The 25315-nt window shown below is 66.8% G+C and carries 19 protein-coding genes; 14 read left to right on the top strand and 5 right to left on the bottom strand.

Features of this window, described 5'->3' with window-relative positions; translation table 11 throughout:
* Positions 1 to 24: 24 nt before the first annotated feature.
* Both ACWF5H_RS13780 and ACWF5H_RS13775 read right to left on the bottom strand, forming a co-directional pair.
* Positions 25 to 624, bottom strand: a complete 600-nt coding sequence (locus ACWF5H_RS13780) for a GDSL-type esterase/lipase family protein (protein ID WP_364648532.1) — start codon at positions 622 to 624, stop codon at positions 25 to 27.
* A gap of 86 nt (positions 625 to 710) precedes the next feature.
* A complete protein-coding gene (locus ACWF5H_RS13775; protein WP_452037514.1) occupies positions 711 to 4508 on the bottom strand; it encodes a multifunctional oxoglutarate decarboxylase/oxoglutarate dehydrogenase thiamine pyrophosphate-binding subunit/dihydrolipoyllysine-residue succinyltransferase subunit in 3798 nt (1265 codons plus the stop codon).
* 354 nt (positions 4509 to 4862) lie between these two features.
* On the opposite strand from ACWF5H_RS13775, the gene guaB1 reads away from it, so the two are divergent.
* The 6 genes from guaB1 to ACWF5H_RS13745 all read left to right on the top strand — a co-directional run bounded on the left by guaB1 (position 4863) and on the right by ACWF5H_RS13745 (position 11828).
* Positions 4863 to 6317: a GMP reductase gene (gene guaB1 / locus ACWF5H_RS13770; protein ID WP_452037513.1), complete on the top strand. Its 1455-nt coding sequence runs from the start codon at positions 4863 to 4865 to the stop codon at positions 6315 to 6317.
* A 292-nt stretch (positions 6318 to 6609) separates the two neighbouring features.
* Complete coding sequence (locus ACWF5H_RS13765; protein WP_452037512.1) at positions 6610 to 7950, top strand: hemolysin family protein; 1341 nt, start codon at positions 6610 to 6612, stop codon at positions 7948 to 7950.
* Between the two features lie 8 nt (positions 7951 to 7958).
* The gene (locus tag ACWF5H_RS13760) at positions 7959 to 9008 is read left to right on the top strand and encodes a hemolysin family protein (protein ID WP_452037511.1); all 1050 of its coding nucleotides are present in this window, start codon (positions 7959 to 7961) and stop codon (positions 9006 to 9008) included.
* Between the two features lie 134 nt (positions 9009 to 9142).
* The gene (locus ACWF5H_RS13755; RefSeq protein ID WP_452037510.1) at positions 9143 to 10129 is read left to right on the top strand and encodes a metal ABC transporter solute-binding protein, Zn/Mn family; all 987 of its coding nucleotides are present in this window, start codon (positions 9143 to 9145) and stop codon (positions 10127 to 10129) included.
* Positions 10126 to 10932 carry a metal ABC transporter ATP-binding protein gene (locus ACWF5H_RS13750; RefSeq protein ID WP_364648549.1) on the top strand — a complete coding sequence of 269 codons (807 nt, stop codon included), beginning with the start codon at positions 10126 to 10128 and terminating at the stop codon, positions 10930 to 10932. The genes ACWF5H_RS13755 and ACWF5H_RS13750 overlap by 4 nt, the downstream gene beginning before the upstream one ends.
* A gap of 2 nt (positions 10933 to 10934) precedes the next feature.
* On the top strand, positions 10935 to 11828 hold the full coding sequence (locus tag ACWF5H_RS13745; RefSeq protein ID WP_452037509.1) for a metal ABC transporter permease: 894 nt from the start codon (positions 10935 to 10937) through the stop codon (positions 11826 to 11828).
* Between the two features lie 107 nt (positions 11829 to 11935).
* Here ACWF5H_RS13745 and ACWF5H_RS13740 read toward each other — a convergent pair whose 3' ends face one another.
* A complete protein-coding gene (locus ACWF5H_RS13740; protein ID WP_364648554.1) occupies positions 11936 to 12370 on the bottom strand; it encodes a Fur family transcriptional regulator in 435 nt (144 codons plus the stop codon).
* Positions 12371 to 12499: 129 nt separating this feature from the next.
* Between ACWF5H_RS13740 and ACWF5H_RS13735 the strand changes: the two genes are divergently transcribed.
* The 4 genes from ACWF5H_RS13735 to ACWF5H_RS13720 all read left to right on the top strand — a co-directional run bounded on the left by ACWF5H_RS13735 (position 12500) and on the right by ACWF5H_RS13720 (position 15879).
* Positions 12500 to 13159 carry an MBL fold metallo-hydrolase gene (locus ACWF5H_RS13735; RefSeq protein WP_452037508.1) on the top strand — a complete coding sequence of 220 codons (660 nt, stop codon included), beginning with the start codon at positions 12500 to 12502 and terminating at the stop codon, positions 13157 to 13159.
* Between the two features lie 114 nt (positions 13160 to 13273).
* Positions 13274 to 14113 carry a sulfurtransferase gene (locus tag ACWF5H_RS13730; protein ID WP_452037506.1) on the top strand — a complete coding sequence of 280 codons (840 nt, stop codon included), beginning with the start codon at positions 13274 to 13276 and terminating at the stop codon, positions 14111 to 14113.
* Between the two features lie 202 nt (positions 14114 to 14315).
* Positions 14316 to 15371 (top strand): NAD(P)-dependent alcohol dehydrogenase, encoded by a 1056-nt coding sequence (locus ACWF5H_RS13725; protein ID WP_452037505.1) that lies wholly within the window; start codon positions 14316 to 14318, stop codon positions 15369 to 15371.
* 79 nt (positions 15372 to 15450) lie between these two features.
* Complete coding sequence (locus ACWF5H_RS13720) at positions 15451 to 15879, top strand: HIT family protein (RefSeq protein WP_452037504.1); 429 nt, start codon at positions 15451 to 15453, stop codon at positions 15877 to 15879.
* A gap of 374 nt (positions 15880 to 16253) precedes the next feature.
* Here ACWF5H_RS13720 and hrpA read toward each other — a convergent pair whose 3' ends face one another.
* Positions 16254 to 20309 carry an ATP-dependent RNA helicase HrpA gene (gene hrpA, locus ACWF5H_RS13715; RefSeq protein WP_452037503.1) on the bottom strand — a complete coding sequence of 1352 codons (4056 nt, stop codon included), beginning with the start codon at positions 20307 to 20309 and terminating at the stop codon, positions 16254 to 16256.
* A gap of 352 nt (positions 20310 to 20661) precedes the next feature.
* Here hrpA and ACWF5H_RS13710 point away from each other — a divergent pair, with 352 nt between their 5' ends.
* The 3 genes from ACWF5H_RS13710 to ACWF5H_RS13700 all read left to right on the top strand — a co-directional run bounded on the left by ACWF5H_RS13710 (position 20662) and on the right by ACWF5H_RS13700 (position 23470).
* Positions 20662 to 21675 (top strand): ABC transporter substrate-binding protein, encoded by a 1014-nt coding sequence (locus ACWF5H_RS13710; RefSeq protein WP_452037502.1) that lies wholly within the window; start codon positions 20662 to 20664, stop codon positions 21673 to 21675.
* A gap of 105 nt (positions 21676 to 21780) precedes the next feature.
* Positions 21781 to 22680: an ABC transporter permease gene (locus ACWF5H_RS13705; protein ID WP_452037501.1), complete on the top strand. Its 900-nt coding sequence runs from the start codon at positions 21781 to 21783 to the stop codon at positions 22678 to 22680.
* Between the two features lies 1 nt (position 22681).
* On the top strand, positions 22682 to 23470 hold the full coding sequence (locus tag ACWF5H_RS13700; protein WP_452037500.1) for an ABC transporter ATP-binding protein: 789 nt from the start codon (positions 22682 to 22684) through the stop codon (positions 23468 to 23470).
* 56 nt (positions 23471 to 23526) lie between these two features.
* Here ACWF5H_RS13700 and ACWF5H_RS13695 read toward each other — a convergent pair whose 3' ends face one another.
* Entirely contained in the window at positions 23527 to 24504 is a 978-nt protein-coding gene (locus ACWF5H_RS13695; protein ID WP_452037499.1) for a helix-turn-helix transcriptional regulator, read from the bottom strand.
* 227 nt (positions 24505 to 24731) lie between these two features.
* On the opposite strand from ACWF5H_RS13695, the gene ACWF5H_RS13690 reads away from it, so the two are divergent.
* A complete protein-coding gene (locus ACWF5H_RS13690; RefSeq protein WP_452037498.1) occupies positions 24732 to 25289 on the top strand; it encodes a DinB family protein in 558 nt (185 codons plus the stop codon).
* Positions 25290 to 25315 lie beyond the last annotated feature (26 nt).

Below are 25315 nucleotides of genomic sequence, written 5' to 3'. Positions count from 1 at the left end.
CCGCGCTCCAGCGGGCGCGGGTGGTTAGAAGGGCTCGGGCAGATCCAACCACGGATACCAGCCCCGATGCAGGACCAACCAGGCGAGCAGGCCGTAGCCCGCCTGGCCCGGAGCCCCGCCGTTGCTGGCCAGATCGGTGCGCCACTGCTCGTGGTTGAGCAAAGGTGTGAAGGTGTCGACGTAGACGTGTTTACGGCGCGTGGTGACATCGCCGAAGGCCGTCGACAGCTCGGCAAGTTGAGCATTGCGCTGGGCATCCAGCCCGGGCGGCGGACCCACTACGAAGACCTTGACGCTGAGCTGGGCCGCGCCGTCGAGAATGTTGGCCAGGTTCAGGCGGCTGCGGGCCGTGGACAAGCCGAGGTCGAGGTCGCGGGCGGACAGACCGATGATCAGCCGGTTTTCGAAGCCGTCATCGAAACGCCGTCCGGCTTCTTGAAGCCATCGGCCGGCCAGCTCCTCCGTTCCTTCGTTCGGCGATGCGAGGACGAAGGATTCCAAGGTGGCTGGTTCAGGGTTGGTGCGGGCCAGCGTACGGCCCAACCAACCGAGGGCGCGCGGGTCTCCCACGCCGGCCAGCAGTTGTTCACCCACTGCGGCGATCCTGATTCTGCGTTGCTCCACGAGTAGCTTTCTGGTTCGACGGGCTGGAGACGGTGCTTAAAAGAAAGTGGGCGGGGCGCCCTGCGGCCCCCCGCCCAACATCCTACTTACCGGCGTTCAAAGGCCTTCTTGACCAGAACGTCCTGTTCCACAGCGTGGCGCTTGGCCGAGCCGGTGGACGTCGCAGCGGAGGCCGAGCGGGAAACCAGGCGCACCGGCTTGTCGAGAGCCTCCGGAAGGTACAGACCCATGAACGGCCACGGACCCTGGTTGCCGGGCTCGTCCTGAGCCCAGACAACCTCGGCGTTCGGGTACTTCGCCAGTTCGGCCTTGATCTCCTCGACCGGCAGCGGGTACAGCTGCTCCACCCGGATGAGCGCGGTCTTGGTGTCCGAGTTCTTCTGGCGTGCGGCCAGCAGATCGTAGTAGAGCCGGCCGGAAACCAGCACCACGCGGTCCACGTCATTGCCGTTGAGGTCCTGGACATCGCCGATGACCGGCTGGAATGTTCCGGTGGTGAAGTCCTCGACCTTGGCGGCAGCAGCCTTCAGCCGCAGCAACTGCTTCGGTGTGAAGATAATCAGCGGCTTCCGCGGGCGGCTGTAAGCCTGGCGGCGCAGCAGGTGGAAGTGCGAGGCCGGGGTGGTCGGGTTGGCCACGATCATGTTGTCCTCGGCGCACATCTGCAGGAAGCGCTCGATCCGGGCCGACGAGTGGTCGGGGCCCTGGCCCTCGTAGCCGTGCGGCAGCATCAGCACCAGCGAGGAACGCTGGCCCCACTTCTGCTCGGCCGAGGAGAGGAACTCGTCGATGATGGTCTGGGCGCCGTTGACGAAGTCGCCGAACTGCGCCTCCCAGAGCACCAGCGCATCCGGGCGCTCCACCGAGTAGCCGTATTCGAAGCCCATGGCCGCGTATTCGGACAGCAACGAGTCATAGATCCACAGCTTGGCCTGATCGTCCGAGAGGTTGCTCAACGGGGCCCACTCTTCGCCGCTCACGCGGTCGTGGAAGACTGCGTGGCGCTGCACGAAGGTACCGCGGCGGGAGTCCTGGCCGGCCAGTCGGACGGGGACGCCTTCCATCAGCAGCGAGCCGAACGCAGCCAGTTCGCCGAAGCCCCAGTCGATGTTGCCCTCGCGGGACATCTGCTCGCGGCGCTCCAGCAGGGCCTTCAGCTTCGGGTGGACGGTGAAGTCTTCCGGAATTTCCAGATGGGCCTTGCCGATCTTCGCCAGAGTCTCCGCGGAGATGGCGGTGCCGGACGGCACATTGTCCGTGTCCTCGGCCTGCTGCGAGAGCGGGCGCTCCAGATCGGACACTGCGGCGGAGTCCTTGGTGATGATCGGGAGCGGCGAGGTCTGCGCGGCATGGGTTTCGGCGAAGACGCGCTCCAGCCGTTCCTGGTAGTCGCGCAGCGCCTGGTCCGCCTCGTCCTGCGTGATGTCGCCGCGGCCTACCAGGGCCTCGGTGTACAGCTTGCGGGTGGAACGCTTGGCTTCGATCAGGTTGTACATCATCGGCTGCGTCATCGAGGGATCGTCGCCCTCGTTGTGTCCGCGCCGGCGGTAGCAGACCATGTCGATGACGACGTCCTTGTGGAAGCGCTGGCGGTACTCGTAGGCCATCTGGCCCACACGGACCACGGCCTCCGGGTCATCCCCGTTCACATGGAAGACGGGTGCCTGGATCATCTTGGCCACGTCGGTGGAGTACACCGAGGACCGCGAGGAATGCGGCGAGGTGGTGAAACCGACCTGGTTGTTGACCACAATGTGCACGGTGCCGCCGGTACGGTAGCCGCGCAGCTGGGAGAGGTTCAGGGTTTCCGCAACAACGCCCTGTCCGGCGAAGGCAGCGTCGCCATGGATCATCACCGGCAGCACCGGGAACTCGTCGCCCCGGTCCAGGCGGTCCTGCTTGGCGCGGACAATGCCTTCCAGCACCGGGTCAACGGCCTCAAGGTGGGAGGGGTTGGCGGCAAGGTAGACCTTGGTCTCGTTGCCGTTGTCGGAGGTGAACTTCCCTTCGGTGCCCAGGTGGTACTTGACGTCACCGGAGCCCTGGACGCTGCGCGGGTCCTGGGTGCCCTCGAACTCGCGGAACACCTGTGCGTAGGTCTTGCCGGCAATGTTGGTCAGCACATTCAGCCGGCCGCGGTGGGCCATGCCGATGGCGACTTCATCCAGGCCGTCGTCGGCGGCATCGGAAATCACTGCATCCAGCAGCGGAATCAGGGATTCGCCGCCCTCCAGCGAGAATCGCTTCTGGCCCACGAACTTGGTCTGCAGGAAGGTCTCGAACGCTTCGGCGGCGTTCAGCTTGCCCAGGACGCGCAGCTGCTCTTCGCGACTGGGCTTGGCGTAGGGGCGCTCCAGCTCGTTCTGGAACCACTCGCGTTCGGCCGGATCCTGGATGTGCATGTACTCGATGCCGGTGGTACGGCAGTAGGCATCGCGGAGCACACCGAGGATGTCGCGCAGCTTCAGGCGGTCGGCGCCGCCGAATCCGCCGGTGACCCATTCCCGGTCCAGGTCCCACAGGGTCAGCCCATAGGTGTTGATGTCCAGGTCCGGGTGCTTGCGCTGGACGTATTCCAGCGGGTTGGTGTCCGCCATCAGGTGGCCGCGCACGCGGTACGCGTGGATCAGTTGCTGGATGCGGGCAATCTTGTTGACCTGCAGCTCCACGTCAACCTGGTTGTCCGAGCGCCAGCGGACCGGCTCGTAGGGGATGCGCAGCGCTTCGAAGATCTCGTCGTAGAAGCCCTGCTCGCCCAGCAGCAGCGATTCGATCAGGCGCAGGAACTCGCCCGACCCGGCGCCCTGGATGACGCGGTGGTCGTAGGTGGAGGTCAGCGTAATGATTTTGCCGACGCCCTGGGCGGCGATGGTTTTTTCGCTGGCACCGCGGAATTCGGCCGGGTACTCGAGGGCACCGACGCCAACGATGGTGGCCTGGCCCTTGGACAGCCTGGGCACGGAGTGCACGGTTCCGATGCCGCCCGGGTTGGTCAGCGAGACGGTGGTGCCGGCATAGTCGTCGGCGGTCAGCTTGCCGGCGCGGGCCCGTTTGATCAGGTCCTCGTAGGTATGCCAGAACTCGGAGAAGTTCATGGTCTCGGCGCGCTTGATGTTCGGCACCACCAGCAGGCGGCTGCCGTCAGGCTTGGGCATGTCGATGGCGATGCCGAAGTTCACGTGGGCCGGCTGGACCGCCGCCGGCTTGCCGTTGATCTCGTCATAGTGGACGTTCTGGCTGGGGAACTGGCCCAGCGCCTTGACCACGGCGTAGCCGATCAGGTGGGTGAAGGAGACCTTGCCGCCACGGGCGCGGGCCAGGTTGGAGTTGATCACCACGCGGTTGTCAATCAGCAGCTTGGCCGGAACTGCGCGCACCGTGGTCGCGGTGGGCACGCTGAGGCTGGCGTCCATGTTGGTGGCGATGGCCTTGGCCGGGCCGCGGAGCACGGAGACGGTGTCTTCTTCGGCGACTGCGCTGGGCGCGGACTTGGGCAGCTGGGCCGGGATCGGTGCCGGCTTCGGCTCCGCCTTCGCGGCGGGCTTGGCCGGGGCAGCGGCCGTGTCGGTGGAGGTATTCGGTGCCGGCTCGTTGTCGGCGGGAATCGGCTTGGTTCCTGCCCGATCGGTGGCGGTGCTCTCACCAGAAGCCTTGGGCGTGTCCTTCACCGGCGCGGGGCGGGACGGAGACTGAGCCGAGGTGGGGACGGACGAAGTGGCGGTGGTGTCGTTCACGCTGCCGGCGCCATTGGCCGCCTCGAAGATGCTCCACCATTTCTTGTCCACGGAATTCTTGTCCTGGAGGTACTGCTCGTAGATTTCGTCAACGAGCCATTCGTTACCGCCAAATTCCTCGGGTAGACGAAGGTTGGGATGCTCTGGCACTTGTAATACGCCTCTTCCGTGAGTTGCCGCTTGCCCTTGCAGATCACACGCTTCCCTGGCTGCCTTCCGGACCTGCCGTCAGCAGCGGAATTGCGAGTGCGCGTCTGGCGCGCACTAGATCTGGACCAGTAGCCAGTCTAATGACACTTTCGCAACGCAGGCTAATCTTTACCACCCGTGCCGCCGAACGGCACCCCGATTCGTTCCCGGCGCCGGTGCCTCTAGACTTTGCGGGGGAGTCTGGCCGGTCAACCGCCAGACTGCTGCCGCAGGTTCCCGGGCACCATACGGTTCCCACACCCACCGGCCCCGCCGTCCCGCCGGCCCGCACGGCGACGAGGAAAGTGAGCATCCATGCGCCTGATCAACCAGCCGATGACCGACCTGACGTATTCGGACGTCTTCCTGGTGCCTTCGCGCTCGGACGTCACCTCCCGGCTGGACGTGGACTTGTCCGCCGGCGACGGTACGGGCAGCACCATTCCGCTGGTGGTGGCGAACATGACGGCCGTGAGCGGACGCCGCATGGCGGAGACGATGGCCCGCCGGGGCGGGCTCGCCGTGCTGCCGCAGGATGTGCCGCTGGAGGTGCTCGCGGAAGTCACCGGCTGGATCAAGGACCGCCACACCATCTTCGAAACACCGTTAAAGCTGACCGCCGCCAGCACCGTCATCGACGCCCTGCACCTGATGGACAAGCGGTCGCACGGAGCGGTTGCTGTGGTGGACGACGGCGGCAAGTGCGTGGGCGTAGTGCGCGCCGAGGACTGCGAAGGCGTGGACCGCTACGCCTCGCTCGACTCGGTGATGGCGGCCCACCCGCTGCTGCTGGAGGCTTCCATGTTCGACGCCGGGGCGGATACCTCGCTGCGCCAGGCCTTCGATTTGTTCGACTCGGCATCGGCGAACTTCGCACCCGTGGTGGACGACGACGGCGTGCTGCTGGGCGCGCTCACCCGTTCGGGCGCGCTCCGGTCCACCATCTACACGCCCACGCTGGATCCGCAGGGCAGGCTGCGGGTGGCGGCCGCCGTCGGCATCAATGGCGACGTGAAGGGCAAGACCGAGGCCCTGCTGGAGGCGGGCGTGGACGTGCTGGTGGTGGATACCGCGCACGGGCACCAGCGCAAGATGTTCGACGCGCTGGACGCCGTGCGCAGCCTGGATCCGCAGGTTCCCGTGGTGGCCGGGAACGTGGTCAGTGCCGAAGGCGTGCGCGACCTGGTGGAAGCCGGCGCGGACATCGTCAAGGTCGGTGTGGGGCCGGGCGCCATGTGCACCACCCGCATGATGACCGCCGTGGGCCGTCCGCAGTTCTCGGCCGTGCAGGAATGTTCGGAGGCCGCGCGGGAGCTTGGCGCGCACGTATGGGCCGACGGCGGGGTACGCTATCCGCGGGACGTGGCCCTGGCACTGGCGGCCGGTGCCAGCCAGGTGATGATCGGCTCCTGGTTCGCCGGGACGCACGAAAGCCCGGGGGATTTGCTCACGGACAGCAGCGGCCGGAAATACAAGGAGAGCTTCGGCATGGCCTCGGCCCGTGCGGTGCAGAACCGCACCCGGCGCGAGGACGCGTTCGAGCGGGCGCGCAAGGCCCTCTTCGAAGAGGGCATTTCGTCCTCGAAGATGTACCTCGACCCGCTGCGCCCGGGGGTCGAGGACCTGCTGGACGAGATCACCGCCGGTCTGCGCAGCTCGCTGACCTACGCCGGGGCGCAGAACCTGGTGCAGTTCCGCGAGCAGGCCATCGTCGGTGTGCAGTCGGCCGCCGGCTATGAAGAGGGCCGCCCGGTTCCGCAGAGCTGGTAGCGGTACGGCAGCCGGCGGCGGGGGTCCGCCTGCTAGGCTAGTGCGCATAATGGACAGCTATTCTAGGAGCCGGTCCGTGACGCGCCCCGCAGGGCAGGCAACATGCCGCACCGCGGGAGCACAGGCAGCCCAAGCGGCCGCCCGGTGCGAGGCGTCACCCAGCACCGGCAAATCCCGTGCACGTGCCCATCACACACTTGCCGCCAACGCGGCCGGTCAGGAGCCTTCTAGTCCGGGCTCGGATGACCACCCTCCATCTGCCCGCCTGAGACGCAGGACGGTGGCGCGCTAAATGGAATGGATCCAAATTGCCGCCGGCATGCTGCTGATCCTCGGCACCGGGTTCTTCGTCGCCGTTGAATTCGCCCTGGTGGCCCTGGACCAGCCCACCGTGCAGCGCGCCATCGACAAGGGCGACCGCGGCGCGGTGCCGCTGATGAAGTGCCTGAAGTCCCTCTCCACCCAGCTCTCCAGCTGCCAGCTCGGCATCACCCTGACCACACTGCTGACCGGTTTCTTGATGGAACCGGCCATCAGCAGCCTGCTGCGCCCGCCGCTGGCGGCGCTGGGCCTGGCCGAGGCGGTTATTCAGCCCATCGGCGCGGTGATCGCCATGGTGATCGCCACCCTGCTCTCCATGTTGCTGGGCGAACTGGTGCCGAAGAACGCTTCCATTGCCCTGCCGATGGCAGTCGGCAAGCTGGTGGCACGGCCCCAACTGGTCTTCACCGCCGTTTTCAAGCCGTTCGTGCTGATGCTCAACGGCTTCGCCAACAAGGTGCTCCACCTGTTCGGGCTGGAGGCCAAGGAAGAGCTCTCCGGAGCCCGGACCCCCTCCGAGCTGGCGTCGCTGGTGCGCCGTTCCGCCGAGATGGGCACGTTGGACGCCGGAACCGCCAACTTCCTGGCCAAGACGCTGACCTTCTCCGGCCGGAGCGCGGCCGACGTGATGACGCCGCGGATCCGCGTTGAGTTCATCGATGCGGACCAGACCGTGGCCGACCTGATCGCCGCGGCCCGCCGCACCGGCTACTCCCGGTTCCCGGTGCTCGGCGATTCCCCGGACGACGTCCGCGGCGTGGCGCATATCAAGAAGGCCATCGGCGTCCCGCGCAAGAAGCGTGCGTCACTGCCCGCGGCCACCATCATGACCGACGTGCTGAGGGTACCGGAGACGGTGCACCTGGATTCGCTGCTGTCCGAACTGCGGGCCGCGAACCTGCAGTTCGCGGTCGTGCTCGACGAATACGGCGGAACCGCCGGAGTGGTCACGCTGGAGGACTTGGTGGAGGAAATTGTTGGCGAGGTCGCCGACGAACACGACCGGGTGAAGCCTGGAGTGCTGCAGAGCGCGGCCGGGAACTGGTATTTTCCCGGCCTGATGCGCCCGGATGAGGTCACCGACCAAATTCCGCAGCTGTCCGTGCCGGACGAGGCCAGCTACGAGACGGTGGGCGGCTTCATCATGGCCGAGCTGGGCCGGATTGCCGTGGTCGGCGATACGGTTCCGGTGGACGGCGGAACGCTGGAGGTGGAGCGGCTGGACGGACGGCGGGTGGACCGCGTGCGCTTCATCCCCGATCCGGCAACCGGTGCGGTACAGCCCGATGCCGGCAAGGCGGGTGGGCTCTGATGGCGGCGATGGGTATTTTCTGGTTGGTCGTGCTGCTGATTGGCAACGCCTTCTTCGTCGGCGCCGAGTTCGCCGTCATGTCCGCGCGCCGCAGCCAGATCGAGCCCTTGGCGGAGGCCGGCTCCAAGCGTGCCAAGACCACGCTGTGGGCCATGGAGCATGTTTCGCTGATGCTGGCCTGCGCCCAGCTGGGCATCACGGTGTGTTCGCTGCTGATTCTGAACGTGGCCGAACCGGCGATCAAGGAATTGCTGCTACTGCCGCTGGAAGGATGGCTGGGCGTTCCGCATGAGGTCTCCTATGGGATTTCCTTCGCCGTGGCGCTGGTGGTGGTGACCTTCCTGCACGTGACCTTTGGCGAAATGGTGCCGAAGAACATTTCCGTTTCCGTGGCGGACAAGGCCGCCCTGCTGCTCGCTCCGCCGCTGGTAGCCGTGTCCAAGGTGGTGCGGCCGGTGATCGCCACGCTGAACTGGTCGGCCAACCACATCCTCCGGGCGGTCCGGATTCAGCCGAAGGACGAGGTGACCTCCACCTTCACGCTGGAGGAGGTCCAGTCGATCGTGCAGGAGTCCACCAAACACGGACTGGTGGACGACGACGCCGGACTGATCTCCAGTTCGCTGGAGTTCTCGGCCGTCACGGCGGCCACCGTGATGGTGCCCCTCGACCAGCTGGTGACCATCGGCGTCGACACCACTCCCGAGCAGTTCGAGCGGGTGGTGGGCCGGACCGGGTTCTCCCGGTTTGCGGTGGCCGACGCCGACGACAACCTGACCGGGTACCTGCACCTGAAGGACGTCATGACCATCCCGGAGGACCGGTTCAATAAGACGATTCCACTCACCAAGGTCCGCACCCTGGCCAACTTGGCGCTGGACGAGGAAATCGAGGACGCGCTGGGCGTCATGCAGCGGACCGGGTCGCATCTGGCCCGCGTACTGGGCACCGACGGCAGCACCCACGGCGTGCTGTTCCTCGAGGACGTGATCGAAGTGCTGGTGGGCGAGATCCGCGACGAGACCCAGGCCCAGGGCTTGCGCCGGACCGGCGAATAGCCCACCCGAGGGCGCGGGACTGCTGCGGCGGTTCCGCGCCCTCGGCGCACGGTAATGCGAACGGTTCGCAATGCGCTAAGCTGGGAATCCTTATTGTTATTGATTCTCATCTGTGAGTAGAACCGAGGTCGCCCGTGAGGCACTCCCGTACCACCCCTGTGTTGGCAGGCCTGGCCGCGACGGCTCTGTTGCTGTCCGGTTGCGCGGCCGCCGGGGGAGCGGACGAACCGGACGGCACGTTGAAAGTGGTCGCCTCCACGAACGTTTACGGGGACCTGGCCCGCAGCATCGGCGGCGACCAGGTGGAAGTCACCTCGATCATCGACCGGATGGCCCAGGACCCGCACTCCTACGAAGCAACGGCCCGCGACAAGCTTGCCGTGTCCAAGGCCGACCTGGTGCTGGAAAACGGCGGCGGCTACGACACGTTCATGCACACCCTCGCCGACGATACCGGTGTGGACCACGACAACATCATCACTGCGGTTGAACTCTCGCCGCTGCCCGGGGCCGACGACGAGGCGCCGCACGCTTCGGCGGCGACAGACGCCGGCGACGACCATACGGACCACGGCCACGGGGACCACGACCACGGCGGCTTCAACGAGCACGTCTGGTACGACCTGCCCACCATGGCGAAGGTTGCCGACGCGGTTGCCGCGAAGCTGTCCGCGCTGGATCCGGAGCAGGCCGACGCGTTCAAGGCCAACGCCGGGCAGTTCCAGGCCGGACTGGACAAGCTGCAGGCCGAGGTGGACGGACTGGCCGCTGCCGCCGACGGGAAAGCCGTAGCGGCAACCGATCCGGTGCCGCTGCACCTGTTCGATGCCCTGGGCCTGGAGAACAAGACCCCTGACGACTTCATGGAGGCCGCGGAGGAAGGCAGCGATGCCTCCCCGCAGGCCCTGAAAGCAGCCGAAGACCTGGTCACCGGCGGCTCGGTCCGGTTCGTCGCCTACAACGAACAGACCGAGGGACCGCAGACACAGCGCCTCCGCCTGTTGGCGGAGAAGGCGGGCATCGCCGTCGTCGATTTCACTGAAACTTTGCCGGAAGGCCAGGACTACCTGGGCTGGATGACGGCAAACCTCCAGGCCGTGGAGAAGGCGCTGCGCGGATGAGCGGGGCCCCGACCGCCGCCGTCCGCCTGCAAGGTGCTTCGCTGTCCTTCGGCCGGCGCGTGCTGTGGCATGACCTGGACTTGACCATCAAGCCGGGGGAGTTCTTCGCGGTACTGGGTCCGAACGGTTCCGGGAAGACCAGCTTCCTGCGCGTGTTGCTGGGCCTGCAGCCGCTGAGCCACGGCACGGCCGAGATCAACGGTCGGCCGCTGGAACGCGGCAGCCGGGACATCGGCTACATCCCGCAGCAGAAGACCTTCGCGCCGGAGACACCGCTGCGCGCCCGCGATCTGGTGGGCCTGGGCCTGGACGGCCACCGGTGGGGCATCCGGCTTAATCCGCGCAAACATCGCCGGCGGGTGGACGAACTGCTGGAAATGGTCGGCGCCGAGGGGTACGCGGAGGCCCCGGTCGGGCAGCTTTCCGGCGGCGAGCAACAGCGGCTTCGGGCGGCCCAGGCACTGGCATCCGACCCCCAAGTGCTGCTCTGCGATGAGCCGTTGCTCTCGCTCGACCTGCACCACCAGCAGGCGGTCAGTGCGATGATCAACCGGCAATGCCATGAAAAGAACAGCGCCGTAGTCTTCGTGACGCATGAAATCAATCCCATCATCGACTACGTGGACCGGGTGTTGTACCTGGCCGGCGGCCAGTTCCGCGTGGGCACGCCGGAAGAAGTGATGACCACCGAGGTGCTGTCGCGGATGTACAACAGCCACGTGGAAGTCATCCACAACCAGGGCCGCATCGTGGTGGTGGGCCTGCCGGACGCCACCACGCACCAGCACGGCGAGGGGGAGTAGGCATGGACCTCTCGGAACTGCTGAACGCGGTCTTCAATTTCAGCGATTACGGCGAGTTGCTTCCGCTGGTGCGCAACTCGCTGATCGCCGGCGCCGTCCTCGGCCTGGTCGGCGGCCTGATCGGCGTCTTCGTGATGATGCGGGACCTGGCGTTTGCCGTGCACGGTATCGCCGAATTGTCCTTCGCCGGGGCGGCCTTCGCCCTGCTGATCGGCGCCAACGTGGTGTTCGGGTCGCTGGTGGGCTCGGTGATCGCGGCCGTGGTCCTGGGCGTACTGGGCATGCGCGCCCGGGACCGGAATTCGATCACCGGTGTGATCATGTCCTTCGGGCTGGGCCTGGGCATCCTGTTCCTGTCGCTCTATGAGGGCCGCTCCGCGAACAAATTCGGCCTGCTGACCGGGCAGATCGTGTCCGTGGACACCGTGCAACTGAACCTACTGGCCGCGGGATCGGCGGTGGTGGTGCTGGGGCTGCTGGCCATCTGGCGTCCGTTGACCTTTGCCAGCGCCGATCCGGACCTGGCCGAGGCCCGCGGGGTGCCGGTGGGTGCGCTGGCCATCGTGTTCATGTTCCTGCTGGGACTGGCCGTGGCGCTGTCCATCCAGGTGGTCGGCGCACTGTTGGTGCTGTCGCTGGTGATCACGCCGGCTGCCGCCGCGCTCCGGGTGAGCAGTTCGCCGCGGATCGTGGTGCTGCTGAGCGTGCTGTTCGCCGTGACCGCAACCCTGGGCGGGATCCTGCTGGCCCTCGGCGGCAGCCTGCCGATCAGCCCGTACGTGACCACGATTTCGTTCCTGATCTACGTGGTGTGCCGGCTGGCCGGCGCTCGGCGGCAGCGCCGCGGCCGAGTGGGGCGGCGCACCGAGCCCGCGGTGAGGGTCAGCGCCGGATAAACGCCGGCATTACGGCATGACGGCGCTACCGGGTTGCGGCGGAATCGGGTAGCGGCGCAACGGGGGGACCGCGCTGCGGAGTTACTGTCCGGGGTTGCTGGCCGAGGCTACTCGGCGGCGCTGCATTCCGGGCACAGCCCATACATTTCCACGGTGTGCGCCACCTGCGTGAAGCCGTGCTCCCTAGCCATCCGCGCCGCCCACTGCTCCACCGCCGGAGCCTCGATCTCCACGGTCTTGCCGCAGGTCCGGCAGAGCAGGTGATGGTGATGATGTTCGACGGCGCAGCGCCGGTAGACGGCTTCGCCCTCGCCGTTGCGCATCACGTCCAGTTGCCCGTCGTCGGCCATCGACTGCAGGATCCGGTAGGTGGTGGCCAGGGAGACCGGCTCGCCGCGTTCCTGCAACAAACGGTGCAGTTCCTGCGTGCTGACGAAGTCCTCCAGGCTGTCCAAAGCGGTGGCCACCGCTACCCGCTGGCGGGTCACTCGCTGCTCCGGACCGCGGCGCTGCGCCTGCGGTTTGGCTGACGGGACGGACATGTCCGCTTCGGCTCCTTGCTGATGGTTCTGGACGCCCGTGGGCTCCTTCCAGCCTACCAGCAGGCCTGAATTGCCGGGCCTGCGGGGCCGCCATACCGCCTTCCGCCCGGCGCGGTTAGGGTTGGTGCCATGCAGCTGACTAAATTCACCCATTCCTGCGTCCGGCTTGAAGAGAACGGGCACGTCCTGGCGATCGACCCGGGCAATTTTTCCGAGGTGGAGCAGGCTCTCGACGGGGCCTCCACCGTCCTGGTGACCCACGAGCACGCGGACCATCTGGACCGTGACCGGGTGCTCGCCTTGCTCGCGGCGGCAGACGGAATGGAACTGTACGCTCCGGCCTCGGTTGCGGCCGAGCTCCGGGCGCTCGCCCCGGCGTCATCGGAACGGATCCACGCCGCCGAGCCGGAGACGGAGTTCGCTGTGCCGGGGTTCCGCATCCGCACCTTCGGCGGCCAGCATGCATTGATCCATCCGCACATCCCGGTGGTGGCCAACATTGGCTACGTCATCAACGACAACCTGTACCACCCGGGGGATTCGTTCATCGTGCCGCACGGGCTGATGGTGAAGAACGTGCTGGTACCCATCCACGCTCCCTGGTCCAAGACGGCCGAGGTGATCGACTTCGTCACCGCCATGCGCGCCGAGCATGCCTACCCGATCCACGACGCCGGGCTCAGCGACCGCGGCCTGCCGCTGGTTGAAAAGCACGTGACGCTTTTCGGCGGCCACTACGGCACCAGCTACCGGCACCTGTCGCCGGGGGACAGCGTGGAACTGGCCTGACCGTCGGGGCAGGCGGTGTCGGGGCGTGGATGCTTGGCCCGGTACCCGCTGCTGTGATGGACTGGCCGGACACCGGCGGGCAACGACGCCCGCCTGCAGTCAGGAGGAGATCTCATGAGGACTCTGATGGACGTGCAGACGCTGCGGGAACGGATGATCTCCGGACGGCGCACCGTACTGCTTGATGTCCGCTGGAAACTCGGCGACCGCGAGGGCGACGGCCAGGGCCGCTACCGCCAGACCCATATTCCCGGTGCGGTCTACGTTGACCTGCCGTCCCAACTCGCGTCCGCGCCGTCCGCGGCCAGCGGACGCCACCCGCTGCCGGAGCCGGAGGCCTTCCGCGAGGCCGCGCGGGACTGGGGGATCAACAACGACGACGTGGTGGTTGCCTACGACGAGAACGGCGGCCTTTCAGCTGCCCGGGTGTGGTGGCTGCTGCGCGACGGCGGCTTCGACTCCGTGTACCTGCTCGACGGCGGACTTGCCGCCTGGCTTGCCGAAGGGTACGAGCTAGACGGCGGCGAGGAGTTGGCCTCGCTGGGAAATGTCGAACTGGGCAGCGGGCGAATGCCCCGCCTGGGGTTGGACGAGGTGCTGGACTTCGCCGGCACCTCGCTGTTGCTTGATGCCCGCGCCGCCGAGCGCTACCGGGGTGAGTTGGAGCCGGTGGACCCGCGCGCAGGCCACATTCCGGGCGCGGTCAGCGCACCGACCACGGAGAATCTGGCCCCCGGCGGCCAGTTCCTGCCCGCCGCGGAACTTGCCGCGCGGTTCAAGGATTTGGGCGCCGACGGTCGGGATGTGGCGGTCTATTGCGGTTCGGGTATCAACGCCGCGCACCAGATTGCGGCCCTGGCCGAGGCCGGCTTCGATGCGGCCTTGTTTCCTGGTTCATGGTCCCAGTGGTGCGGGCATCCGGACCTGCCGATAGCCACCGGAGCCGAGCCGTGAACGGCGGCCGTCCGGCCTCGCAGACCCCGGAACCCGGAGCGTCACACACGGTGCGTCCCGGTGGCATGGCGGTCCGGCAAACGGTAGCGTCGAGCTCATGACACTTGGCCGTCCGGCACCCCCGCCACTGGGGAAACCCCTTTCACCGAAGCAGGAACAGGTGGCCCACGCGGCCGCGGACCGGCAGACATCGAGGAGCAGCATGAACACGGCCTTGGCCTACGGCGTGGAGGCCCCCGGTTCCGGTTTGGTCCCGCTGCAGGTGGAGCGCCGCGACCCGGAGGCGCACGACGTGGAGATCGCCATAGCGTTCTGCGGCCTCTGCCATTCCGACGTGCATACCGTCCGCGGGGAGTGGCGCGAGATCGACTACCCGCTGGTGCCCGGCCACGAGATCGTCGGCCGGGTCACCGCCATCGGCCAGGACGTGACCCTGCACGCCATCGGCGATCTGGTGGGCGTGGGCTGCATGGTGGACTCGTGCCGCGACTGCGCCGCCTGCCACGAGGGGCTGGAACAATACTGCGACAAGGGCGCGGTGGGCACCTACGGGGCCCGCGACCGGCGCCACGGCGGTGAGGTGACGCAGGGCGGATACGCAAGCTCCGTCGTCGTCGATGAGAATTTTGTGCTGCGGATGCCGCCGGAGCTGGATCCGGCCGCGGCGGCACCACTGCTGTGCGCCGGCATCACCACGTACTCGCCGATGCGTTACTTCGGCGTGGAAGCCGGCGATTCCGTCGGTGTGGTGGGTCTCGGCGGGCTGGGGCATATGGCCGTCAAGCTGGCCAAGGCCATGGGCGCGTCCGTGACGGTCTTCACCAGCTCGGCGGGTAAGGCCGATTCCGCCCGTGCACTTGGTGCCGACCACGTGGTGGTGACCGGCGATGACGAGGCGCTCGCCGCCGCCCGGCGCAGCGTGGACCTGGTGATCGATACGGTGTCCGCGGCCCACGACCTGGCGCCCTACTTGCGGACGATCCGGCGCGACGGCGCGCTGATCCAGCTGGGTGTCCCGCCGGAGCCGATGCCGCCGGTGCCGGTCAACCTGCTGATGGGCCACCGAATTGCCTACGGCGCATCGAACATCGGCGGCATCGCAGAAACCCAGGAGATGCTCGATTTCTGCGCAGAGCACGGGATCACCGCCGACGTGGAGCTAGTGCGTGCCCCGGAGCTGAACCAGGCCTATGACCGGATGGTGGCCGGCGACGTTGCCTACCGGTTTGTGCTGGACATCGCCTCGCTCAACGACTGAAGGTTCGCCGGTCCAGTGATCCGCTGACGGCTGCCTAACCGACTTTCTGATTGACTGACCTACGATAAGGATTGCGTCCATGAGCACACTGTTCACCAAGATCATCGACGGCGAGATTCCCGGCCGCTTCGTCTGGAAGGACGACGACGTGGTGGCTTTCCTGAGCATCAATCCGCTCGCTGACGGGCATGCGCTGGTGGTGCCGCGCCAGGAAGTGGACCGCTGGACCGATGCCCCGGCCGACCTGCTGCAGAAGCTCACCGCGGTTGCACAGACCATCGGCAAGGCCCAGGTGGAGGCCTTCGGCGCCGCCCGTGCCGGCCTGATCATCGCCGGCTTCGAGGTGGACCACCTGCACCTGCATGTCTGGCCGTCGAACTCGGAGGCCGAGTTCGACTTCAAGCGCGCCCAGCAGAACCCCGATCCGGACGTGATGGAGGAGTCAGCCAAGCGGCTTCGGGCGGCGCTGCGCGACGCCGGCCACGGGGATAACGTCCCCGAAGACTGACCCGGCGCTTTCCGGAGGGTAGCGCCGGTGGACAACGTTCCGGGCGGCGCGGCGGGGGAGAGGATGCCGGGCGGACAGGATGCCGGGTGGACAGGATGCCGGGCGGCGCGGCGGGGGATTATGCCGTGGGTCGATGGGCCCGAGGTCAGGGTTTGGCGTCCAGCTCATCCTGCGTCGTCCAGATGCGGGGCAATAACCCCTGATATGGACGCCAAACCCTGTGGTCACGGCGAGATCAGGGCCCGTAACCCCTGATCTCGCGGCCAGCCCCAGATCTCGAGGCCAGACCGCGGCCAGCCCGTGACCTCGCGCCAGCCCCGCGGCCCGCGGCCAGCCCCAAACCTCGCGGCCAGCCCTGGACCCTTCGGGCAGCGTCAGCCGGCGAGGGCGTCGTGCAGGGCCGCCCGGACGCGCTTCTCGGAGACCGAGAAGGCCGTGCCGAGTTCCTGTGCGAAGAAGCTGATCCGCAGCTCCTCCAGCATCCAGCGCACCTTGTCCAGCCCGGAACCGTCCAGGTTGCCCGGTTTCAGGGCCGCCCGGGCGTCGTCGTACTCGTCTTCGAGCCGCTGAACCACGGACATCTGCTGTGCGTCCCGGCCCACGGCGGTGGGCAGTTTCTGCAGCCTACGCTCGATGCCCGCCAGGTAGCGCGGCAGCTGGCTGAGCTGGGCGTAGCCGGTGGCGGCCACGAATCCGGGGTAGACCAGCTGCTCCAGTTGGCTCTTGATGTCGGAGAGCGGGCTGATCAGGGCCAGGCTGGCATTGGACTTCAGTTCCTTCTGGATCCGCCGGGCACTGGAGAGGATTTTTTCCACAATCGCGGTCACGGTGAAGACGGTGTCGATCAGCTCGGCGCGGACCTGTTCGTACAGGGCATCAAAGCCGGCCTTGGTGAACGGCAGTTCGGCGGGGACCAGCTTGTCCACCGCGGCCTGCGTGCAGTCATCGATCAGCGAGGCCACCGAGCCGTGCGGATTCTGCGTGAAGGTCAGCTTTTCCGTGTTGTTCAGGTGGTCCAGCACGTACCGCTGCGGCGAGGGAACGCGCAGCACCAGCAGCCGGATGACGCCGGAGCGCATGGCCGACTGCTGGCTCGCCGGGGTCTGGAAGACCCGCACCCCCGCGGTGGTGCCCTCGTCCACCAGCGCCGGATAACCGGTCACGGTGTGGCCTGCCACCTCGCGCTTAACCTCGCGGGGCAGGTCACCGTCAGGCCAGGCCGTCAGGCCGCTGCGTTCCTGCACGCCGCCGGTCGTCAGCCCGGGGGAGGTCGACGACGGTGCGTCAGCGGGGGCGGATCCCTGCCGTCCACCGTGCTTGCTGTGCTTCTTGCCGGGGGCGCCGCGGCCCGTGTCCGCCGACGGCCGGCCTTGCGGTCCACCAAGGCCGCCCGGGGCCGCTTGGGGACCCGGCGTTGCGCCCAGCGACTCGGCGATGGCCCGCCGGTTCGCCGGCGCCAGTTCCAGCTGCAGCTTCGCCAGGTCCTTGGCTTCGTCCAGCACCTTGCCCTTGCCATCCAGCACCTGGAAGGTCATCCGCAGGTGCGGCGGCACGGTGTCCCAGTTCCAGGAACCGGGCGGGATGATGTGCCCCTTCAACCGGCGCAGCACCAGTTCCAGCGAGGGCTCCAGCGCATCCTCGGCCGGGTTGAAGTCCGCTGCCAGCGCCGCCGCCGCGCTCCGGGCCACGTCCGGCGCCGGGACAAAGTTCTTGCGGATCTGCTTCGGCAGCGACTTGATCAGCGCCGTCACCAGTTCCACCCGAAGTCCGGGGATCTGCCAGCGGAAGGGGGCCTCATCCAGCTGGTTCAGGAACAGGACCGGGACGTGCACGGTCACACCGTCGGACGGATCCGGGGTCGCGCCCGGTGCCACCGGCGAGAATTCATAGCTCAGCGGGAGCTCGAACGACCCCTGCAGCCAGGTCTTCGGGAACGCCGACGCGTCCAGTTCCTCGGCGTCGGCGGTCAGCACGGCGTCCGGATCGAAATCCAACAGCGTGGGATCCTCGGCGCGGGCGTCCTTCCACCACTTGTCGAAGTGCCGTTCGGAGACCACGTCGGGTCCGATCCGCTCGTCGTAGAACTCGAACAGCGTCTCGTCGTCGACGCGCAGGTCGCGGCGGCGCATCCGGGTTTCCAATTCCTCCACCTCGGCCAGCAGCCGGCGATTGCGGTGGAAAAACTTGTGGTGCGTGCGCCAGTCGCCTTCCACCAGGGCGTGGCGGATGAACAGCTCGCGGCTGAGCTCTCGGTCGATCCGGCCGTACTGGATCCGACGCTGCGGGACAATCGGCACTCCGTAGAGCGTGACCTTCTCATAGGCCATCACCGAGCCCATCTTCTTGGACCAGTGCGGCTCCGAATACGTGCGCTTGCACAGCTGCGGGGCAATCTCCTCGGCCCACGCGGGGTCGAAGGTGGCCGCCACCCGGGCCCAGAGCCGCGATGTTTCCACCAGCTCGGCCGCCATCACCCAGTCCGGTGACTTTTTGAACAGCGCCGAGCCCGGGAAGATGGCGAACCGGGTGCCGCGGGCGCCGGCGTATTCGCGTTTGCGCTCCTCATAGGCACCAATGTGGCTGAGCAGGCCGGCCAGCAGCGACTTGTGGATGTCATCGTGCTTGCCCGCGGGGTCCACATCCCGCCCGGACCCCAGCGTGATGCCCAGCGGCTTGGCCAGCTGGCGCAGCTGCGCGAACAGGTCCTGCCACTCGCGGACCCGCAGGTAGTTGATGAACTCGGTGCGGCACAGCTTGCGGAACTGGGTCGAGGAGAGCTCCTGCTGCTTCTCCTGCAGATAACGCCACAGGTTCAGCACCCCGGTGAAGTCGGACTTCTCATCCACAAACCGCTTGTGCTTCTCGGTGGCCTGCTGCTGTTGGTCGGTGGGGCGTTCCCTCGGGTCCTGGATGGTCAGCGCAGCCGCCAGCACCATCACCTCGCGCACACATCCGCGCTGGCCGGCTTCCACAATCATCCGGCCCAACCGGGGGTCCACCGGAAGCAGCGCCAGCTTGCGCCCGACGGCGGTGAGCCCCGGTTTCGCCCGGTCTCCACGCGGCGCTGATGCGCCCGGTGATCGACCAAGCGCAGCGCGGGGAGATCCGACCACCGAAGTGCCGGGCTCGGGCAGGGCACCGAGTTCGCGCAGGAGGGTGACGCCGTCGTTGATGGCACGGGTCTCGGGAGGCTCCACGAACGGGAACGCCTCAATGTCCTTGGAGTCCCGGGCCACGCCCATGGCGGTCATCTGCAGGATGACGGCGGCCAGGTTGGTGCGCAGGATTTCGGGGTCGGTGAACTCCGGCCGGGAGTCGTAGTCTTCCGCGGAGTAAAGCCGGATGGCTATGCCGTCGCTGACGCGGCCGCAGCGGCCCGAACGCTGATTGGCCGAGGCCTGCGAGATCCGTTCAATCGGCAGCCGCTGGACCTTGGTGCGGTGCGAGTATCGGGAGATGCGTGCGGTTCCGGTGTCGATCACGTACTTGATGCCCGGAACGGTCAGCGAAGTCTCGGCCACGTTGGTGGCCAGCACAATCCGGCGCTGGCTGCCGGGGGAGAAGACGCGGTGCTGCTCCGCCAGTGAGAGCCGGGCGTAGAGGGGCAGGATCTGGGTGCCCGCCAGCCGGCGGTTGGTCTTGATCCTGGCCGCGAGGGCGTCGGCGGCATCGCGAATTTCGCGCTCGCCGGAGAAGAAGACAAGGATGTCGCCGGGTGCCTCCAGGGACAGCTCGTCCACTGCGTCGCAGACGGCGTCGAGCGGGTCCCGGTCTTCTTCCAGTTCGTCCACGTCCGGGTTGTCGGCGTCCGTGCTCGCCGGTTGGTTGAGCGGGCGGTAGCGGATTTCCACCGGGTAGGTCCGGCCGGAGACTTCGATGACGGGCGCCGGGTCTTCGTCGCTGCCGAAGTGGCGGGCGAACCGCTCGGGATCGATGGTGGCCGAGGTGATGATCACCTTCAGGTCCGGCCGCTTCGGCAGCACGCGCTTGAGGTAGCCCAGGATGAAGTCAATGTTGAGGCTGCGTTCGTGCGCCTCGTCGATGATGATGGTGCTGTACTTCTTCAGCAGCTTGTCGTGCTGGATCTCGGCCAGCAGGATGCCGTCGGTCATCAGCTTGATCCGGGTATCGCGGCTGACTTCGCCGGTGAAACGGACCTGGAAGCCCACTTCCTCGCCGATCTTCACATCCAGCTCTTCGGCAATGCGCTCGGCCACGGTCCTGGCCGCTAGTCGCCTGGGCTGGGTATGCCCGATCAGACCCTTCTCGCCCAGGCCCAGTTCCAGGCACATTTTCGGGATCTGGGTGGTTTTGCCGGAACCGGTTTCGCCGGCGATGACGGTCACTTGGTTTGCGGCAATGGCCGCCATGATGTCCTCGCGCCGCTCGGAAACCGGCAGGGCCGAGGGATACGTGATATTCACAGCCATGATTGATCACAGTCTAGCGGCTGGGCCGGTTGCCCCCGCCCGCCCGGACAGGCGGCCACGGCTGCAAGCCGCTCGTGGACGAAAATAACTATCCGGCGACATAAGGACGCAATTTGTCCGGCAGGCGAGACGTATCTCATATGGTTGTCCTGACCCCGCGGGTCTGATTAGACAATGTGACTCGGTTCACAGGTAAGATCTTCAGGACGCTTTCCGCAGGGATCGCCAGCCACATCTTCCGGCGCCGAAGACGCTGCCGCGTGTGGCGGACCGCAACAGCTGCGCCGGGGAGGGGCAGCAAGCGGAAATGTGCCGGACTACCGGCACATGATGGACATTCGAAAGGAACACCGTGAAGAAACGCTCGACCATGTTCGGCCTGGGTGCAGGCCTGCTGGCCACCACCCTGCTGGTTTCCGCGTGCGGCAGCTCGGCATCGTCCGAGGGCGACGCAGCCGATGGCGGCACTGAATCCGTGGAAATCGGCATCAGCCAGATTGTTTCGCATCCGTCCCTGGACGCGACCGCCGTAGGGTTCAAGAAGGCGTTGGCCGACAACGGTTATGTCGAGGGTGAGACCGTGACCTACGACGAGCAGAACGCGCAGGGCGACCAGGCCACGGCCACCTCCATCGCCGGCAAGTTCGCCACCGACAAGAAGGACCTCATCCTGGCGATCGCCACGCCGACCGCGCAGGCAGCCGTCCAGGCCATCATGGACACCCCGATCCTGTTCACCGCCGTCACCGATCCGGTATCCGCCGACCTGGTGGAAAGCGCGGACGCCCCGGGTTCCAACGTCACCGGTACGTCCGACCGCAACCCCGTCGAAGAGCAGCTGGCCCTGGTCAAGGAGCTGAACCCGGACGCGAAGTCAGTGGGCATCGTCTACTCCTCGGGCGAGGTCAACTCCGGCGTCCAGGTTGAATGGGCCAAGGAAGCCGGCAAGAAGCTGGGCCTGGAAATCAAGGAAGCGGCCATCTCCAACTCGACCGAAGTCCAGCAGGCCGCGGAGTCGCTGGACGTCGACGCGTTCTATGTCCCGACCGATAACGCCGTCGTTTCGGCCCTTGAGTCGCTGATCCAGGTGGCCGAGTCCAAGAAGATCCTCACCATCGCCGCCGAAGGCGACTCGGTGAAGCGCGGCACGGTGGCCACCTACGGCATCAACTACGAAAAGCTGGGCTACCAGACCGGCGAGATGGCTGTGAAGATCCTCAAGGGCGAGGCCGAGCCGGCATCCATGCCGGTGGAGACCCAGACCGAGCTGGAACTCTACGTCAACGAGGCCGCTGCCAAGCGCACCGGCGTCACGCTGCCCGACGGCTTCACCGACAAGGCCAAGGCCGAGCACGTCTTCAAGTAAACCGAAGGCACTTCCAGCGCGAGCTGACGAAGTCCACAGTCCGTCCGGCGGCCGGCCACCCCGGCCGCCGGGCGGACCCCACGAGAGAACCAAGGTCCTTTACCTATGATTACCGCGGTTGAGCTTGGGCTGATCTACGCGATCATGGCCCTGGGGGTCTATCTGACCTTCCGCATCCTCAATTTTCCCGACTTGACGGTCGACGGCAGCTTCACCACCGGTGCCGGAGTTGCCGCTATCAGCATCATCAACGGCATGCCACCCATCCTGGCGACAGTATTGGCTTTTGTTGCCGGCATGGCAGCCGGCGCCGTCACGGGCCTGTTGCATACCAAGGGCAAGATCAACGGCCTGCTGGCAGGCATCCTCACCATGATCGCCCTCTATTCCATCAACCTGCGCATCATGGGCAAGGCCAATCTGCCGCTATTGCGTGAAGAAACCTTGATCACGCCGCTGCGCGAGGCAGGACTGCTCGGTGGCATCGGCGCCATCGCCATCTTCCTGCTGGTAGCGCTGGCGGTGAAGGTGATCATGGACTGGTTCCTGCACACCGACGTCGGACTGGCCATGCAGGCCACCGGCGATAACGAACAGATGATCCGCAGCTTCGGTGTCAGCACCGACAACCAAAAGATCCTCGGCCTGGCGCTGTCCAACGGACTGGTAGCCCTCTGTGGGGCCTTCATTGCCCAGTACCAAGGTTTTGCCGACATCGGCATGGGCATCGGCCTGATCCTGGCCGGTCTCGCCTCCGTGATCATCGGCCAGGCAATCTTCGGCACCCGTCTGATCTGGATTGCTACCCTGGCCGTCGTGTTCGGCTCGGTGCTGTACCGCGTGGTCATCCAGCTGGCGCTGGAAGCCGGACTGAAGCAGACCGACATGAAGCTGGTCTCCGCCGTGCTGGTGGTCATGGCGCTGCTCCTTCCGCAATGGAAGGTCTTCGCCCGGGTCGGTGGCCTGGGGAAGATGAAGAAATCCCTGACGGGAGCGAAGGGCTGACATGCTGGATATCAAGAACGTTCACAAGACCTTCTTCGCGGGCACCGTCAACGAGCGCGTTGCCCTGCAGGACATCAATTTGACGCTGGGTGCCGGCGAATTCGTCACGGTCATCGGCAGCAACGGTGCCGGTAAATCGACCATTCTGAACATCACCTCCGGCAAGCTGCGCCCGGACACCGGCACGGTGAGCATTGACGGCAACGACGTCACTCGGCTCGCAGACCATCAGCGCGCACGCTTCATCGGACGCGTCTTCCAGGATCCGATGGCCGGCACCTCGCCGGAAATGACCATCGAAGAGAACCTGGCCATCGCCTACGAGCGCGGCAAGCGGCGCGGTTTGCGTCCCGGCGTGACCCGCAAGAAGCGCGAGTTCTTCAAGGAGGAGCTGCGCTCCTTGGAACTGGGGCTGGAAAACCGGCTCAAGGCTAAGGTCGGACTGCTCTCGGGCGGCCAGCGGCAGGCCCTGTCGCTGTTGATGGCCACCTTCAGCAGCCCCAAGATCCTGCTGCTGGACGAGCACACCGCCGCACTGGATCCGCAGCGTGCGGAACTGGTCAGCCGGCTGACGGCCGAGGTGGTGGACCGCCACCAGCTGACCACCCTGATGGTCACGCACAACATGGAGCAGGCACTGCGGCTGGGCACCCGGCTGATCATGATGCATGACGGCCGGATCATCCTGGATCTTGATCAGGAGCAGAAGCTGAAGGCCACCGTGCCGGACCTGCTGCACGAGTTCGAAAAGATCAAGGGCGTGGTGGACGACCGCACCATGCTCCAGTAGCAACCGGCGCTCCCGGCGCAACAGCACTCGGCAGCGTACGACGGCGGTTGTTTCACCTATGCGGGTGGGGCGGCCGCCGTTTCCGTGCCCGCAGCGGCGGACAAGCGGCCGGCGAGCTCTGCGGCGCGTTGCCGGAATTCCGCCGGTTCCACGATCTCGAAGGCGAAACCGACGGCGGCCAGCTGGACCAGGGGATAGTCGAGCGAGTCGTAGCCTGCGCGCAGCAGGGTGGCGCCGCCGTCGTCGGACAGGGTGGCGATGTTCGGCGGGATCCGCTCGGCGACCGCCTGCAGCGGAGCGTCGATCCGCACCACGACGTCGAACTGGTACGGAGACCGGGTGATCGACTGCTGGACGTACGCGGCGAGGTCCGGCTGCGGCAGCTGGCGCGGGGCGAAGCGTTCCCGGGGGGTCGGAACCGACTCGAACCGGTCCACCCGGAAGGTGCGCCAGTCCTGCCGGCCGGTGTCGTAGGCCACCAGATACCAGCGGCGGCCCGTGTCCACCAGCCGGTACGGTTCGGCGAGCCGGCGGGAGGACTCTCCATCGGCCTTGGCGTAGCGGAAGCCGATCACGCGCCGCTCGGCGATGGCGCTGGAAATTCCGGTCAGCACCTCCGGATCCACCGCCGCGGTGGGCCCGGCCAGGGTGACCACGGCATTCTTCAGCGTGGAGAACTTGGGCCGCAGCCTCGAAGGCAGCACCTGCTCCAGCTTGGTCAGGGCCCGCAGCGAGGCTTCGCCGACGCCTGCCACCGGGCTGGCCGTCACCGCACTGAGGCCCAGCGCCACGGCCAACGCCTCGTCGTCGTCAAGCAGCAGCGGCGGAAGCTGGGCGCCCGCACCCAGCTGGTAGCCCCCGGCCACACCGGGGGAGGCGTTGATGGGATAGCCCAGGTTGCGCAGCTTGCCGATGTCCCGGCGCACCGTGCGTTCGGTGACGCTCATCCGCTCGGCCAAGGCGGAGCCGGTCCACTCCCGGCGCATCTGGAGCAGGGAAAGCAGTTGCAGCAGCCGCGCTGACGTTTCGAGCATGGGCACCTGTCTGAAGCGGCCGGCCCGGCGGATGCTTTCCGCGCTGACCGGGGCCGGAATTTCCGGGACAAGGCCAATCTACTCGTGAACGCGGACAGGAGCTGTCCGTGATGACCGCTTTGCAGGCGGATGGGGAGCAGCAGAGACTGGGCAAGGACGGCCCGGCCGCTCCAAGATGGACTCGAGAGTCCGCGTGGTGTCGGGACTCAGGGGTGATGGGAGCTGCGATGACTTTCAATGCGGCAGTGGAATTGGTGGAGCAACTGACCTGGCACTGGGACGCCCAGGCCCGTCCCCGGTTGCATGGGCTCACGGACGAGGAGTATTTCTGGGAACCTGCCGAGGGCTGTTGGAACGTCCGGCACCGTGGCACCAGCACCGCCCAGATGGCCGTGGGGGCTGGGGACTTTGTCATCGAATTCGCGGTCCCGGAGCCAAAGCCGCCGCCGGTAACCACGGTGGCCTGGCGCCTGAACCACATTCTGGTGGGGGTGCTGGGGAGCCGGAACGCTTCGCACTTCGGCGGCCCACGGGTGGGCTACGAGTCCTTCGAGTATCCCGGGACCGCGGCCGGGGCATTGGCCCTGCTCGACGACTACTATGCGCGGTGGCTCGACGGTGTTCGAGCGCTCGGCGAGGATGGGCTGGGCCGGCCGTGCGGTCCTGCGGAAGGCGCCTTTGCCGACCGGTCCATGGGAACCCTGGTGCTGCACATCAACCGAGAAATGATCCATCATCTGGCCGAGATTGCACTCCTGCGGGACTTGTTCGCCCACCGCCAGTAGCAAGAGGAAGCCCGACCGGGTTGCGG

The sequence above is a fragment of the Arthrobacter sp. NPDC055138 genome, from assembly GCF_053607305.1.
This window is presented reverse-complemented; position numbering and strand designations above follow the sequence as displayed.